A 15,001-nucleotide genomic window follows, 5' to 3' on the forward strand; every position below is an offset into this window, starting at 1 on the left:
GCAGTTATGTCTTTTTAAATAAGGGCATAGCTGCTTTTTTTGTGTCAAAATTCCACTGATTTGAAAGAAAGGACTGAGAATCATGACTGTAAGATTTATGAAAGGGACGTCAATCGCAGAGCTGGAGCGGGAAATGCAGCAGGTGCCAGGGTTCAGGCCACGTAAAAGCGGAATCATCCGGAGCCGGCAGGCTGGAGAGACAGCGGGGATTGGAAGCTGCCGGTATGTCAATGTGTGGAGAGCAGAAAAAGAACAGGGTAGGGACGGCCATCTGTATACCGCAGCGGATGAGGAAATGCCTTCTGCATTCTATCAGATTTTACTCAGACTGTTGACAGAGGAGCTACCGGGATCAGCCCTGACGGTCCGGGTAGGGAAGCTCCGGGAGGAAGGGGAGAAAGGGATTATGTTTTTTAAAAGTGAGGAACACAGGCGGCGGTTTCGGGCGCTCATGCGCTGCGGTTTATATCCGGGGCTTGTGACGGAACCGGGATTCGCTGCCGCCGTGTTTCTATTGAGCAGCGAGGAGAGGCTTTGGGAAAAGGCCGGGCCATTTGTGCAGGAGCGGACGATTGACTACAGCCGATTCCGCCTTCGCGGGGCTGATTTGGACAGCTATGCAACGTTCTGTGTGGCAAAGGAATTATGTACTGGAAAACCTTATGTGTCTTTATCAGAGTTAGGGGATCCGGAGTTGTTCCATGACGGGCTGTTGCGTCTGATTATCCATGCGATCTTAATCAGCCGGCATGGAATAGGGACTGTCTTAAATGAGGAGGAAGTGGAATGTTAGAAATCCGGATTGGCTATGGGGATATGGTTTCAGAGCTGATGAGAATTCCTATGTCGGCTTCAGACTTTGAGGCTGCAAAAAAGATACTGGACGAGGGGAAAGCCGGGAATCAGACGGTGACGGTCCGTTCTCTGGTTTCACCGGTTCAGCCACTGTCAGAGATGATTACAGGGATGGATTACGGAGATGAGATGATGCGGAAGGAACTGGACTTCCTGGATTTGCGGCTGCGGCATATGACAAGGAAAGAACAGGACATTTTTTCTGTGGCGCTTAAATTGGAAGCGCCCGGAACGCTGAAGGAGATCATCAATCTTTCCTTTAACCTGGATTTCTATGATCTGTTGGAGGATATCAGTGATCCGGGGCGAATTGCGGCAGAGCTATTACGCAGGGGGAAACAGATTGAGATACCAGAGGTACTGTATCCTATGCTGGATTTTGGACGGATCCGAGATTCCTATTTTGCAGACCACAGAGGGGATTACTGTCCAAGTGGTCTGGTTCTAAAGCGTGAGGATACTGTTTATAAAGAAGTGTATCAGAACTACCTTCCGGATCCGGGATATGATAAAAATTCGCTATTTCTGCTTCATCTGCGCCGCCCCTCGCAAAATGGAATGGTAAACGTTTCTCTGGCAATCCCGGCAGATAAAGAAAAAATGGAACTGGCCAAAAAGGAACTGGGGATACTGGAGTTTTCCGAATGCCAATGGAATCAGTACGGAGGACCGCTTGATGAACTGCGTCATTATCTTCCGGTAGGGAGTGAGATAGAAGAACTGAACCGGTTTGCCTGGTTTTTAAAAGAAAAGGTGTTGGACGGCACGGAACAGATCGTGGAAAAGCTGAAAGCGGTGTTAACCGCGGAATGCCCCCGCAGCCTGGATGAGGCCACGGATGTTTTAAGTGACCTGGATCATTATCAGATCCTTTCAGAATTTAGAACACCAGAAGACTATGCCAGATGGCGGATGAAAGATGACGGTTCGCTGTATGTTTCCCGGTTTTGTGAAGCATACCTGGATTGGAACAGTCTGGGAAAGGCGCTGATGAAGCGGGATGGAACCAGGTGGTCGGAACAGGGAACCGTGCTGTGTGATGAGTGGCATTGCAATGAACTGTGCGAGAACGATTCCATTATCAGACTATACAGTCCACTGTTGGCAGAATTGGTGGATGAAGATGAGTATTCCTCTTCTCTTTCCTCTGTTGGATTGATTTCTTATGAGGAGGATATCCGGGAGGCGATTGCCGCAGATGATATCTTAAAAACAGAAAAAGGACTTGGAGAGTACCTGGATAATCAACTTTTAAAACAAAGGGTAATCAGTATGCGCCCAACCGTAGAACGTTATCAATATAATCTTTGGGGTGTGCTGGAAATCAAGAGCCATGGGGAGTTGAATCCAGAAGAACTGGAGGTCCTCAAACGGGAATGGGTCGGACAAGCTTGTGATGGCTGGGGAGAATGTTTTTCACAGGAAGGCATCGAGTGTGAGTCGGATTGTGATCTGTATGTCTATTTTGGCCATTCTAAATTTCGTGTACAGACGGAACAGGAGCTGAAGGGGATTGTCTCGGAGCAGGAACTGACAGGCATGGAGGGGATGGGCGGCATCTCATAAAAAGAAGGGAAGGAGCCAGTCGACAGCTGTGAAACGATAAATCTGAAAGAGGAGGTGAGGGAGATGGATGTATTATGAACGTGTCCGCAGCGATTTGCAGCAGGCAGAAAGGACGATCATCATAGCATTGCGATCAAATATAGATTTAGAGACAGAAAAGAGAGCTCTGGAGGAATCGCTTAATCTGGTACAGGAGGTAGCGGAGAAATGCCGCTTGGTGCAAGCTGAGTCTGTCCAGAAGACATTTTCGCAGGGAATGAGCATGGAGTGAACCATGCAAGAGGAAGAGGGAGAAAAGGAAAGGAGGATGAGAGGTATGAGTAAACCCATGAAGGTATGGATCTATGCCTTCCAGTTTGAGGAAGATCCTGCTTATCAGGGAAGTGTTCTTTCTCTGCCGGCTCACCAGGAGGCGGTAAAGGATGCGTTTCAGAGGGCCAGACTAAAGGAGGGGGAGCCTTATCTTTTGGACCGCGGAGGGTACTGGCCGGGTTTTATCGAATCGGTTCTGGAGCGCTACAATCATACACTGGAGGAATTAAATCTGTTAGCTTATAAGCTGTCACAAATGACAGAGCGGCAGATTGAAGTTTATGAAGGGGTTTTAAAGGTTCTTCCGGAGCAAAATATGAAGCAGGTTATCAATGGTCTGTATAACCTGGAGCGGTTTGAATTCCTCCCAGGGATCCGATGTGACAGTGATATCGGGGAAATGACCATTGAAAATGATCTGGATCCACTGTTAAAGGAGCTGCCAGGAGACATTTACCCGCTTTTAGATACTGAAAAGGTTGGAGCATATGTAAGAGAAACGGAAAACGGCGTGTTTACATCCAGGGGCTACTGCTACCGTGTTTCAGATCAGTGGCAGGAAGTCTATGACGGGAAGCAGCTTCCGGAACAGGTAGAGATTCACCAATCTCTGTTTTCTCTGTACCTTGTCCCAGAGGCAACGAACCCGGAAGATTTAGGAGTGGGAGTTTGGTTGGAACTTCCGTATGATGAAGCGACAAAAGTCCAGGTGTTCGAGAGTTTGGGACTGGAATCATTCAAGTATTGTAGGATTGCCAAAGTGCGTTCTGCTGCTCCGCTTTTTGAGCAGTTAACAGGGCAAGATCATGACATAGAACGGTGGAACTACCTGGCGGTGAAGGTAACGTCCATGACGGAGAAGGAGCTGCTGAAATACAAAGCAGTGGCTGAGTTTGAAAGCTGTTCCAGTTTAGAGCAGGCTACTGAGCTGACAGATAGGTTGGCTCAGTATGCGTTTGATCCGGCACAGGTGACTTATGCCACCTACGGCAGGGAATGTCTGGAGCAGATGGGAGCAGACCTGGAGGCACAGGCATTTCGGAGGTTTGACTTTGAAGGTTATGGGAAAGAACTGTATGTCCAGACCGGAAGGAAGCTCACAGCCTATGGGGCGGTCTCAAAGGAGCCCGACCTGGTGGAAGTTCAATCGGAGGACCATGCCATGATGACGCAGGAAATGGGATAGAGGAGGCGAGGTAGTATCAACAGTTTTATATCCTGGGTGGGGGGCAAAAAGGCGCTGCGGAACACGGTGTATGAATTGTCTCCGGCCAGTTTTGAACGCTATATTGAGGTGTTCGGAGGCGGCGGCTGGGTGCTGTTCGGGAGACCGCCGGATCCAAAGGTGATGGAGGTCTATAATGATTTCAATTCCAACCTGACCAATCTATATGCCTGTGTGAAGAACCACACCATGGAGTTTTTGCGCCAGCTGGGATTCCTGCCTTTAAACGGAAGGGACGAATTCCTTGTGCTGCGAAGGTTTTTAGAGGGACAGGAGTTTGCAGGAACTTTTCTTGCACAGGAATTGGAGCTGGCAAGGCATAACCTGCCGCCCCTGGAGTTCGAGGAACTGCGTTCCCTCTTTCTGGAACGCGCAGAGCCGGGGGATGTCCAGAGGGCGGCGGCATTCTACAAAGTAATCCGGTACAGCTATGGAAGCGGCTGCACATCCTTTGGCTGTCAGCCCTTTGATGTGAGAAAGACCTTCCACCTGATCTGGCAGGCGGCGGACCGGCTGGCGAATACGGTCATCGAGAATAAAGACTTTGAGGCGCTCATCCGGCAGTACGACCGGGAGAACGCCTTTCTTTATTGCGATCCGCCTTATTTTATGACGGAGGATCACTATGAGGTGGAGTTCCCGAGGCAGAACCATGTGAGGCTTCGGGAAACTCTGGCAGGCTGCCAGGGAAAATGGATGGTCAGCTATAACGATTGCGACTATATCCGGGGACTGTACGAGGGCTGCCACATCACGGCGGTCAGCCGGATCAATAACCTGGCCCAGCGCTATGACCGTGGGTGTGAATTCCCGGAGGTAATCATTACCAACTATGATCCCCAGGAGCGGAAGAAATGGGGCCCACAGCAGATGAACCTGTTTTCTGCCGGGCTGTTGGGAGGTGAGACGGAAGATGGAAGGAATTGAGAAACTCTGGTGGGCAAAGCATCGGCTGGAGGAACAGACAGAAGGAAAACAGCGCCTGATTATTGGAGCTGGAGGACACCTCTTCGTGAAGGTAGATGACAGCTGTCTGGCGGCTTGTTACTTTGCCATGGTCAGGAATCAGAAAACCGGGCAGTATCACGCGGACGTAAAGGGCTATTTGCGGACGTTCAGCGGGTACTGCAATGGAACACGGCTGGAACAACTGTCGGAGGAAATAAGCGGGCTGGCGGCGCTTGTGAAGGAACTGGAGGCCGCGCAGCTTAGTGTGAGTGAAGAGGAACTTTGCCGGTTCTGTTATGAGTTGGAAATACAGGAAACAGCAGAAGGAGAGGAAAGGGAGGCGTGATGAGAAACGTGAAAATCAATGGAAGAGTGGCGGAGGATGGAAGCATCATCCTGCCGCCAGGTGTATTGGAAAGCATGTGCCTGCCCCCGGGGAATCTGGTAACGCTGGAGTTTGCCCCCACCAGTCCGGTAAAAGAAGCTAACGGCTATGGGCCGCGGTTTCAGGTGGAAACGGGGATCTGTGAGACGGATATCATTGCCGATGAGGAGGAAGCAGCGTTAGTAGTCCCTCATGATTTACTGAACGATGCCCATATCCCAATGGATGCAGGGCTGGTGGTGCAGACGATTCCGGGGGCGATTTTAATCGGTGATACGGATCCCATGGCGGCGGTCCAGGCGCCGCTTCTGGAGATCCTGTCCCTGTTTGGGATATCTGCGGAGGAAGCGTACAAGACAATCGAAGAAGGAGGGTACTACGATGAGTAAGCTGGTATATAAGGTGATGGACAGTAAGGGAAGAGTGTTAATTCCGCGGGAACTGCGTCTGGCGGCCGGTATGTGCGGCGGGGATATCCTGGCCCTTCAGCTCCAGGATGGAAAGGTATCCGTGCGTAAGGTAGAAATCGTGGAGGTGGGGGACCAGTCACCGGAAGCAGTAGAAGCCTACGTCCGCGCCGCCATTAAAACCATGCCAGATGCGGTCCGCTTAAGCCTGATTTCAGACCTGTCCGGGCTGGTACGGGAGAAAGAGGAATACCATGTCGGATAGTCGGATTTATGCAGACAGGGATTGTGTGGAGACAGGAAGTGGCTGTTCTCTGAAGGGGAAGGTGATTGTCCTGAAAGAATCTGCCCAGGAGGCTGGCTTTGGCCGGCAACTTTATTACTGCACAGGCGGGAAAGGAGCCAATGCGAATGCCCTGGGAAAGTCTGTGTTTCTGGTGAATTTAAAGAACGGAGAGTTTGAACGCTGCATTCGGGATCATGTGCTTGGGGTGTTAAAGCCGGAATTGCTGCCGGATGAGGAGAAGCTGCAGCTTTCCCAGATCCGCCCACTTGGAGCCCTGCCTTTGGAGAACCATGAACCCCAGTACAGCGGATACAGCTTTCTGGAGGATGGAAGGTATGCGGCCGGGGTGTGGCTCTGCAATGAAAAGGAAGCCATGGAATATGTGGAAATGCAAAAATCCTATCAGCACCGGATCATGCTCTGTGACCGGAATGATTTCTGTGTTTGGGAGGTGCGGGATGGCAGGCAGGTTTACCCCACACAGGAAGAGTTGGATCAAATGCGCCAGGGATTGGAAGGCAGTCCGGGACCAATGCAGATGTAAGAAGAGAATTGCGATTTAGCACACTGAGCGGCCCATGGTTTTGCCAGGTCTGCTGCATGTTCTTATCCAATGTTTGTTGGTTTTTGTGAATCGCTTTCCGGCGTACAGCATGGTATGGTGTTGAGTTGATACAGTAGGTAGAAGTAGGAAAGTGAGGGCAGCGGATGTCTAAATACGTGGACAAAATGAACCTTCCCCAGTACCGGTTTTACAACCACATGGTGGGGGAAGGGGAGGAGCGGAAAGAACTAGTCAGCGACCTGTTGACAGCGGAAATGATACTGGAGAGGGGGAGCAAGAAAGAGCGCAGCCAGGCGTTAATAACGCTGGCAACCAAGAAAAAACGTCTGGCGGATTTTATTTACAGCCAGGAGGAGGACCGAAAACGCTGTCTGAAGGATCTGACAGGGCGGGACATGAAGCAGTTTCGGAAGCGCCTGGACCATTATCTGGATATGCTGCTCATGATCCCATTTTTTCAAGGACAGTCAGAGAAGAAACGGCGGTATGTGGATGAGAAGTCTGCCTCATCCATCCTGCCGGAGCAGAGAAGCCGACATTTTCAATACGATAGGGAGAAGGGAAAATATTATACCGAATATGACTGTGTTCCCAAGCTTCTGCTGATCAATGAGCGGCTCTATGAAGAATACGGTTACTATGAGATGACCCAAACAGATAAGGAGAGCCTGAACCGGCTGGTGGCAGATGATGTGCATTATATTATTAACATACAGGGAAGCAGTGGCGTAGATTGTGCCTATCTGGTAGAGAAGGATGAAGATCTCTGTATTAAAATCCTAGACCGGTTGAAGGGGAGCAGGAAAATTCCCATTGAAAACCTGGTCGGAAAGACGGACGGTGTGACGGCGGTGTTCTTAAGTCTCCTGGATTATTTGCAGGAAATGGAACTGGCAGAGCAGAGACGGCGCAAGTATCTGGAGGAGCATCCCAGAAAGTCGGAGTATGCAGGAAAGGCGATTCAAAGTCAGCGGTTTGTAGACAAAAACAGTATCAAGGTGTTCGATATGAAACAGGAAGGAGCAGCCCCGGATTCCATCGGAGCTGTCTATTTTTTTAGCAAGAAGAACAGCGGAAGAGGCGGATTTAGGAGAACGGGGTATGAAATGCTGCCTCACACCAGGAGAGGACATTACCGGAAATACAAAGACGGAAAAACCATCTATGTGAAAGCAGCCATTATCCACAAGGAGAAATATGAAGGGATCCAGTCAGCCCACCGGATGAACCAATCGGGAGGGAAAAACAGGATGGAACAGGAGGAGAGCGGTACCGCTCTTTCACAAGGCATGAGTCTGTAACTGTTAGGAGGAACTTGAGATGTGGCATGGTTTTTGAGCCAGGGACGCTGCAAATGGGAGTAATAACGCTTGGGAAAGACGCCGTTGGCAGTAAAGAAGTGATTGAAACAACAAGAAGGGAGTGAATGCCCATGCGTGGGATTCGGGTGGAAAACGGGAGGATTTTATACTTTGGAAACCCAGCCGGATATGTTGCCGGGAGCCAGGCGGTGGTGGACCCGATCTTTAAGGGAAAGGAACTGGAAGCCTATCTGGAACGGCAGGGCGGGATTGAAGCCGTGGTATGGAAGGGCGGCGTATACGATCGGCTGATGAATGGACAGGCAGAGACTCAGGGCTGTGAACCCTTGAAGAACTGCCGGATCTGGCAGTTGAAGTCCGATGTCAATATCCATATGAAATTCATTGGCTATGATACGCTGGTTACGAGATTCGGAGAACCGGCCCCACAGAATTACCACATGGTCTATGACGGGGAAATAGAGACCAATGAGTTGGATAGGATCTACGAGAAATTTGATGGAGGGCAGGAGGTTCCAGGCTATACGGGACATTCCCTCTCGGTGTCAGATGTGATTGAGCTATACGATGAGGACACCAGTGAATTCTATTACGTGGACTATAGGGATTTTAAACCGGTTGCATTTGGGGGACCGGAACCGATCCAGTCCCAGGTGCTTCAGTTGTAAAGATGGAAATCAGGCAGCGAAAGGCTGCCTTTTATCATGAGAGGAGGATTAATTTATGAGAGCAGGATTTGAGCGTGTAAAACGTGCGGCAGAGTGGAACATGTGTAAAGTACGGGCAGTCATTGCAGACCGTTCCGGTGAAAATTTCATCGATAGTGCTATCAAAATCTTGATGGCTGTGGTGATCGGTGCTTTGCTGCTGGCGGGTCTGTACGCATTATTCTCTGAAAATGTGTTACCCACGTTGTCCCGGCGCATTACCGAGATGTTCAACTATGCAGGCTGACAAAAAACGCAGAAAGATAAAGAAAGAAGGAGGAACTTTATATGCCTACTGTAGACGTAAGGATTACATCCATGTACCCGCCAGGAGAGGCGGGAAGTATCCGGGGATATGCATCCGCTACCATCGACAGTTGTATTGGAATCCGGGGGATCAAAGTAGTGGATGGAGGAGAGCGTGGACTCTTTGTTTCCATGCCCAGCCGGAAGACAACGGAAGGATATAAGGAAGTGTGTTTCCCGGTAACGGCAGAGTTCCGGGAACAGCTTCACAATGCAGTGTTATCGGCCTATCAGCAGGCGCTGGAGCAGTCTGTTGCCCAGCAGACTGGCACTACTCAGGCGGATGCGGCGGAACAGGCCGGGGAACAGCCGAGCCTACAGATGTAGGGTGCAGGGAGTTCTGTTTCTCTATCTGTTGCTGGCCGCTGCCTTTGTGGATCTGAAACGGCGGGAGATTCCGGACTGGGTGAGCGGCGGCATCGCCGCCCTCTTCCTTATGCACGCTCAACCGGAATGTCTGTTGGGGCTTATTCCAGCGCTGTTTTTCCTGGTAGCGGCAGTAAAAGGGGGAATCGGCGGCGGAGATGTGAAGCTGGCTGCAGCTTGCGGCCTTGTGCTGGGACTGCCGGGTGCCTTGATGGGAATGGTAGTAGGATTAATGCTTCAGCTTCTGTTTCATATGTGCTCAAAGTGCGTGTTGCTGTTTTTCAGAAAGCAGGTAAGCTCTGCGTATCCAATGGCTCCATTCCTGGCGATTGGATACGCTGCCGCCTATTATATTTAGGAGGAGTTGGAAAATGAAGAAGAGGGTTCTTAGGTTGTTTGTACTGATTGGCTGTGTGAGTGTTTTCTGTTTTCGGTTCAGAAAAAAGGCAGATTTATCTGCAGTAAGGTAAGGAGAATCAATATGGAAATTGAGAGAGCCAATGCATTCACCATGTATTATGAACCGTTTGAACTGGAGGAGAAGGCAGATGGCCCTGTAATATCCGAGACAGCTGAATTTTGTATGGTCCAAGGATAGAGAAGAAGGGAGAGAGATATGAATTTCTTTAAGAACAGAACCGTGATCGGCTTACTTTGCATTGTACTGTCCCTGGTGATCTGCTTTGCAATCACGCCGATGTTTAACCGGACGATCAGCGAGAAAACAGAGATTGTCCGGGTCACAAAAAACATCTGGATTGGGGATGAGATCACAAAGGATATGGTGAAATCCGTGGAGGTGGGAGCTTACAACCTGCCGGAGTCTGTTGTGCACAATCTGGATGAAGTGATTGGCAAGTATGCATCGGCGGATATGGCTCCTGGTGACTATATCGTCCGTTCCAAGGTGGCGGAGGAACCGGCAGCGGAGAATGCATATCTTTATAATCTGAATGGGGAAAAGCAGGCCATTTCTGTCAGTGTGAAGGCCTTTGCCAATGGGTTATCCGGAAAACTGATCAGTGGTGACATTGTATCTGTGATTGCGCCGGATTTTAGAAAGCAGGGTTCTACAATTATTCCGCCGGAGCTGCAGTATGTGGAGGTTATTGCAGTAACGGCAAACAGCGGATATGACGCCAATACCGGGGAACGGGGCGATGAGGAGACGGAGAAAGAACTGCCGGGAACCGTGACCCTTTTGGTTACACCGGAGCAGGGAAAGGTTCTTGCGGAACTGGAGGCGGAAGGGAAGTTGCATTTATCCCTGGTGTACCGGGGGACAAAGGAAAATGCCCGGAAGTTTGTGGAGGCCCAGGAAATCATACTGGAAGAACTATATCCGCCAGAGGGTGAGGGAACGGAAGAGAATACGGAGAAGGAAAGCGGAAACGAAGAAACAGAAACAGTAGAAGAAGCCGGTGGAGAAACAGTACAGGGAGAGGAGACAGGGGCAACCGCAGAAAGCGAGAGCGGGGTGGAGTAAATGCTGAATTTCAAAAAAGGAAGTATTTTCGACCGCTCGGCAAAGGCGCAGGAGGACTTCGTGGATGAGCCGGGGAATCAGATCCTGGCGGTCTGGGGGAGTCCGGGAAGCGGTAAATCCACAGTGGCTGTGAAGCTGGCAAGGTACCTGGCTGGAAAGAAGCGGAACGTGGTCCTCCTGACCTGTGATATGACGGCTCCCATGCTGCCCTGTATCTGCCCTCCGGCAGACCTTGAATGTGAACATTCCCTGGGGAGTGTGCTGGCGGCAGCCCAGGTGACACAATCCTTGGTCCGCCACAATCTGATTACCCATAAAAAGTATGACTACCTGACCCTGATGGGGATGCTGCGGGGAGAGAATGAATATACCTATCCGCCTTACAACGCGAAGCAGGCAACAGAGCTGATTACGTGTCTACGGGAAATGGCCCCTTATGTGATCATCGACTGTGGAAGCTACATTGCCAATGATATCCTGTCGGCCATTGCTCTGATGGAGGCCGATGCGGTTCTCCGCTTGGTAAACTGCGATTTGAAGAGTATCAGCTACCTTTCCAGCCAGCTGCCCCTGCTGCGGGACAACAAATGGGATGCGGATAAACAGTACAAGGTAGCCAGCAACATCAAGCTCAACGAGGCCAGCGAACATGTGGAGCAGGTGCTTGGAAGCGTGACATTTAAGCTGCCGTATTGTGCGGAACTGGCGGCGCAGAGTCTGGCCGGGGATCTTCTGGCGGATCTATCCTTGCGGGAGAGTAAAGGGTTCCGAAAGGCGATTGAAGCAATCAGCAGGGAGGTGTTTGGATGTTAGGGGAAAAGCGCTCCGGGGATATATTTGGGCCGGGATCAAAGCAGGAAGTTGGTGTACCGGCAGCAATGGCAGAAGTGGCTGGTGATGATCAGGAAGTAGAACTGCAGAAATATAGTGATTCCAAGAGACGCGAAATAGAATACAAGGACAAATCAGAACAGAGAGAAAAAAGCGAGGCAGTTGTGCCAGAAAAACAGCCTGCCCCGGGTGAAATGGAGCCAGAGGAATCAGATGATATAGAGGAGCCAGGAGATGATAGGGGACCTCTTCTTTCCGAGGTACGGGCTCCGCTCGCCCACAACCTGTTCTTTTCTCCAGAAGGAGAAGGCCGGGAATTTACGGATGTTTTAAAAGAAGTGCAGGAGTACATTTCCAGCAAATATTCCACGCTGATCATTGACCAGGGAAGCGAGGACGTGAAGGATCAGATTAAGCGCTATATCACCAAGTATGTGCAGGACTACCGGATTGCAGTAAAGGGAATGGACCGTCAGGACCTGGTGGATACCATTTATACTGAAATGGCGGAGTTCTCCTTCCTCACCAAGTATGTGTATGGGACAGGGATTGAGGAGATTGACGTCAACAGCTGGCGGGATATCGAAGTCCAGTATTCCGGAGGCGTTACGAAGAAACTGACCGAGCGTTTTGAGAGTCCTCAGCACGCAATCAATGTGATCCGCCGTATGCTCCATACGTCCGGCATGGTTCTGGACAATGCCAGCCCGGCAGTGCTGGGGCATCTATCCAAAAACATCCGAATTGCAGCCATGAAAACGCCGCTGGTGGATGAGGACGTAGGGATTGCAGCCTCAATCCGTATTGTAAATCCACAATCCATGAAGCAGGAAGATTTTATAAACGGGGGAACGGCCACCCAGCCGATGATGGACTTTTTGACCGAGTGTCTGCGATATGGGATATCCATCTGTGTGGCAGGGGCGACAAGTTCTGGGAAGACAACACTGCTCGGATGGCTTTTGACCACCATACCGGATAACAAGCGAATTTACACCATTGAGAGCGGTTCCAGGGAGCTGGCTCTGGTGCGCGAGAAGGAAGGTGTGGTAACGAATTCCGTCATCCATACCCTGACCCGGGACAGTGAGAATGAGCGCCAGAGGGTGGATCAGATTGCCCTGCTGGACATGGCGCTGCGGTTTAACCCGAATATTATTGTGGTGGGGGAAATGCGCGGGCCGGAGGCCAATGCGGCTCAGGAGGCGGCCAGGACCGGCGTGGCGGTGGTAACCACCATCCATTCCAACAGCTGTGAAGCCACATACCGGCGTATGGTGTCCCTGTGCAAACGTGCGGTGGATATGAGCGATGAGACTCTCCTATCCTATGTGACGGAGGCCTATCCAATCGTGGCATTCTGTAAACAGCTGGAAAACCGGGAACGGCGTCTGATGGAAATCCAAGAGTGTGAAATCCGTCTGGATGGAACCAGAAGCTACCGGCCGCTGTTCCAGTACAAGATCACGGAAAACCGGGTGGAAGACGGGAAATTCATCATTGAAGGTCACCATGAGCAGGTACATGCCATATCGGACGGGCTGGCGAAACGGCTGTTGGAGAACGGGATGCCGGGCGAGACGCTGAAACGATTGAGGGGAGGTGTGAATGTATGACATTGATGCAGCTTTTGGCCTGTGCCGGTATGATAACCGGCGCTTTTTTGATTCTGGGATTAAAACCGATGGAATTTACAGACGGCCTGTTTGGTTTTCTGATGCAAAAGCCCAGGACGATAAAGGAGGAAATCAACGAGGCCACCAGCCGGAAGAAGCCGGGGGTGTTTCGCAGGGAAATCCGCACAGCTCAGGAGATCCTGGCTATGACGGGCCGGGAAAGCCGTTTTTCCATGATTTGTGCAGCCAGCCTGTCCTTGTTCTGTCTTGGCGGCTCCCTGGCAATCCTGATGGGGAATTATTTTCTGGCCCCGGTCCTGGCGGTGGGCTTCCTGTTCTTCCCCTTCTGGTATGTGCGGCTGACGGCCGGCCATTACAAGAAGAACGTGGCGGCGGAGCTGGAGACCGCCCTGTCTATCATTACTACAGCGTATTTGAGAAATGAGGATATCCTGACTGCGGTGGAGGAAAACCTGCACTATTTAAATCCGCCGGTTCGCAACGTGTTCCAGGAATTTTCGACCCAGGTGCGGATGGTGAATCCTGATGTGGAAGCCGGGCTGCAGGCACTGAGAGGGCGGATTGAGAACGATGTGTTCGAGGAGTGGTGTAATGCACTGTGTGACTGTCAGTATGACCGTAGCTTAAAGACCACGCTGACGCCGATTGTGAGCAAGTTATCAGATATGCGGATCGTGAATGCGGAGCTGGAGCTGTTGGTGACGGAACCCAGGAAGGAATTTATTACCATGGTGATCCTTGTCATTGGAAATATCCCGTTAATGTATTTCTTAAACCGAAGCTGGTATGAGACTCTGATGTTTTCTTATGTGGGACAGATCATCCTGGCAGTATCAGCGGCTCTTATCTTTGTCAGCACGGCATGTGTGATCCGTCTGACTAAGCCGCTGGAATACAGGAGGTGACGGGGATGATTGGATTACTGGTTTGCTTTGGCGGACTGCTGGCTGCCGGATTATTTTTCTTGGCAGCGGACTTGCTCCGGCTGCCGTATTTAAAGACATCGAAGGCAATGATTAATACAGGGAGGGAAAACAGAAGGGCAGCAAAGAGCATGGAAACGTACTTCCTTTCCCTGGCAGTGAAGCTGGCGCCTTATATCCACATGGATGAATATAAACGGGGACGGCAGAAGAATATTCTGAAGGCCAGCGGGCTGAACATGGAGCCAGAGGTATATCAGGCTTATGTTATTTCCAAGGCAGGACTTGTGCTGCTGGGAGTCATTCCCTGTCTGCTGGTCTTTCCGCTGCTGGCTGTGATTGATGTGATTCTGGCGGTGATGGTGTATTTCAAGGAACAGGAGCGGGCGGATGATCTGCTGGCGAAGAAGAGGGGAGAGCTGGAAGGCGAGCTGCCCCGATTTGTGTCAACCATTGAGCAGGAACTGAAGAACAGCCGGGATGTGCTGTCCATTGTGGAGAACTATAAAAAGAACGCCGGGGAAGAATTCGCCAATGAATTGGAAATCCTGGCGGCGGATATGCGCTCCTCCAGTTACGAGGCAGCGCTCACCCGGTTTGAGGCTAGGCTCAACTCTCCTATGTTCTCCGATGTGGTTCGTGGGCTGATTGGCGTGCTCCGCGGCGATGATGGGGCCATGTATTTTCAAATGCTGTTTCATGATTTCAAACAGATGGAGCTGCAGCGGCTGAAAAAGGAAGCCCAGAAGATCCCGCACAAGATCCGTGTGTTCAGCTTCCTCATGCTGGTGTGTTTTATTATCACTTACCTGGCGATTATCGTATTTGAGATTCTAAAGTCCATGGAAAGTATGTTTTAGAAAAGAAAAAAGAT

The 15,001-nt window shown here is 50.8% G+C and carries 19 protein-coding genes; all 19 read left to right on the top strand.

The window, feature by feature from the left end; genetic code table 11:
* Positions 1–97 precede the first annotated feature (97 nt).
* The 19 genes from I2H39_RS06180 to I2H39_RS06270 all read left to right on the top strand — a co-directional run bounded on the left by I2H39_RS06180 (position 98) and on the right by I2H39_RS06270 (position 14,987).
* Positions 98–793, top strand: a complete 696-nt coding sequence (locus I2H39_RS06180; RefSeq protein WP_240305370.1) for a hypothetical protein — start codon at positions 98–100, stop codon at positions 791–793.
* Positions 787–2,421 carry a hypothetical protein gene (locus I2H39_RS06185; RefSeq protein ID WP_117634164.1) on the top strand — a complete coding sequence of 545 codons (1,635 nt, stop codon included), beginning with the start codon at positions 787–789 and terminating at the stop codon, positions 2,419–2,421. Before I2H39_RS06180 ends, I2H39_RS06185 begins: the two co-directional genes overlap by 7 nt.
* A 67-nt stretch (positions 2,422–2,488) precedes the next feature.
* Entirely contained in the window at positions 2,489–2,692 is a 204-nt protein-coding gene (locus I2H39_RS06190) for a hypothetical protein (RefSeq protein WP_117634163.1), read from the top strand.
* A gap of 45 nt (positions 2,693–2,737) precedes the next feature.
* A complete protein-coding gene (locus tag I2H39_RS06195; protein WP_117634162.1) occupies positions 2,738–3,919 on the top strand; it encodes a hypothetical protein in 1,182 nt (393 codons plus the stop codon).
* Between the two features lie 15 nt (positions 3,920–3,934).
* On the top strand, positions 3,935–4,885 hold the full coding sequence (locus I2H39_RS06200) for a DNA adenine methylase (protein WP_333490851.1): 951 nt from the start codon (positions 3,935–3,937) through the stop codon (positions 4,883–4,885).
* The gene (locus I2H39_RS06205; protein ID WP_117634160.1) at positions 4,872–5,252 is read left to right on the top strand and encodes a hypothetical protein; all 381 of its coding nucleotides are present in this window, start codon (positions 4,872–4,874) and stop codon (positions 5,250–5,252) included. The genes I2H39_RS06200 and I2H39_RS06205 overlap by 14 nt, the downstream gene beginning before the upstream one ends.
* Positions 5,252–5,680 carry a hypothetical protein gene (locus I2H39_RS06210; protein WP_117634159.1) on the top strand — a complete coding sequence of 143 codons (429 nt, stop codon included), beginning with the start codon at positions 5,252–5,254 and terminating at the stop codon, positions 5,678–5,680. Before I2H39_RS06205 ends, I2H39_RS06210 begins: the two co-directional genes overlap by 1 nt.
* Complete coding sequence (locus I2H39_RS06215; RefSeq protein WP_117634158.1) at positions 5,673–5,963, top strand: AbrB family transcriptional regulator; 291 nt, start codon at positions 5,673–5,675, stop codon at positions 5,961–5,963. The genes I2H39_RS06210 and I2H39_RS06215 overlap by 8 nt, the downstream gene beginning before the upstream one ends.
* The gene (locus I2H39_RS06220) at positions 5,953–6,528 is read left to right on the top strand and encodes a hypothetical protein (protein WP_117634157.1); all 576 of its coding nucleotides are present in this window, start codon (positions 5,953–5,955) and stop codon (positions 6,526–6,528) included. Before I2H39_RS06215 ends, I2H39_RS06220 begins: the two co-directional genes overlap by 11 nt.
* 164 nt (positions 6,529–6,692) lie before the next feature.
* Positions 6,693–7,850 (top strand): hypothetical protein, encoded by a 1,158-nt coding sequence (locus tag I2H39_RS06225; protein ID WP_227146752.1) that lies wholly within the window; start codon positions 6,693–6,695, stop codon positions 7,848–7,850.
* A 131-nt stretch (positions 7,851–7,981) separates the two neighbouring features.
* On the top strand, positions 7,982–8,539 hold the full coding sequence (locus I2H39_RS06230) for a YodL domain-containing protein (protein WP_117634171.1): 558 nt from the start codon (positions 7,982–7,984) through the stop codon (positions 8,537–8,539).
* A gap of 55 nt (positions 8,540–8,594) precedes the next feature.
* A complete protein-coding gene (locus tag I2H39_RS06235; protein WP_118077430.1) occupies positions 8,595–8,825 on the top strand; it encodes a DUF6133 family protein in 231 nt (76 codons plus the stop codon).
* A 41-nt stretch (positions 8,826–8,866) separates the two neighbouring features.
* The gene (locus tag I2H39_RS06240) at positions 8,867–9,211 is read left to right on the top strand and encodes a SpoVG family protein (protein ID WP_117634776.1); all 345 of its coding nucleotides are present in this window, start codon (positions 8,867–8,869) and stop codon (positions 9,209–9,211) included.
* 1 nt (position 9,212) lies between these two features.
* Positions 9,213–9,608 carry an A24 family peptidase gene (locus I2H39_RS06245; protein WP_117634778.1) on the top strand — a complete coding sequence of 132 codons (396 nt, stop codon included), beginning with the start codon at positions 9,213–9,215 and terminating at the stop codon, positions 9,606–9,608.
* Between the two features lie 258 nt (positions 9,609–9,866).
* The gene (cpaB, locus tag I2H39_RS06250; RefSeq protein ID WP_117634781.1) at positions 9,867–10,736 is read left to right on the top strand and encodes a Flp pilus assembly protein CpaB; all 870 of its coding nucleotides are present in this window, start codon (positions 9,867–9,869) and stop codon (positions 10,734–10,736) included.
* Positions 10,737–11,549, top strand: coding sequence for a ParA family protein (locus I2H39_RS06255; protein ID WP_117634783.1), 813 nt, complete (start codon positions 10,737–10,739; stop codon positions 11,547–11,549).
* The gene (locus I2H39_RS06260) at positions 11,543–13,183 is read left to right on the top strand and encodes a CpaF/VirB11 family protein (RefSeq protein ID WP_117634785.1); all 1,641 of its coding nucleotides are present in this window, start codon (positions 11,543–11,545) and stop codon (positions 13,181–13,183) included. The genes I2H39_RS06255 and I2H39_RS06260 overlap by 7 nt, the downstream gene beginning before the upstream one ends.
* Positions 13,180–14,109, top strand: coding sequence for a hypothetical protein (locus I2H39_RS06265; protein WP_117634787.1), 930 nt, complete (start codon positions 13,180–13,182; stop codon positions 14,107–14,109). Before I2H39_RS06260 ends, I2H39_RS06265 begins: the two co-directional genes overlap by 4 nt.
* A 5-nt stretch (positions 14,110–14,114) precedes the next feature.
* On the top strand, positions 14,115–14,987 hold the full coding sequence (locus I2H39_RS06270; protein WP_117634788.1) for a secretion protein F: 873 nt from the start codon (positions 14,115–14,117) through the stop codon (positions 14,985–14,987).
* The last annotated feature ends 14 nt before the right edge of the window (positions 14,988–15,001 follow it).

It is taken from the genome of Clostridium sp. 1001283B150225_161107_B6 (genome assembly GCF_015556325.1).
Classification (GTDB): domain Bacteria; phylum Bacillota; class Clostridia; order Lachnospirales; family Lachnospiraceae; genus Enterocloster.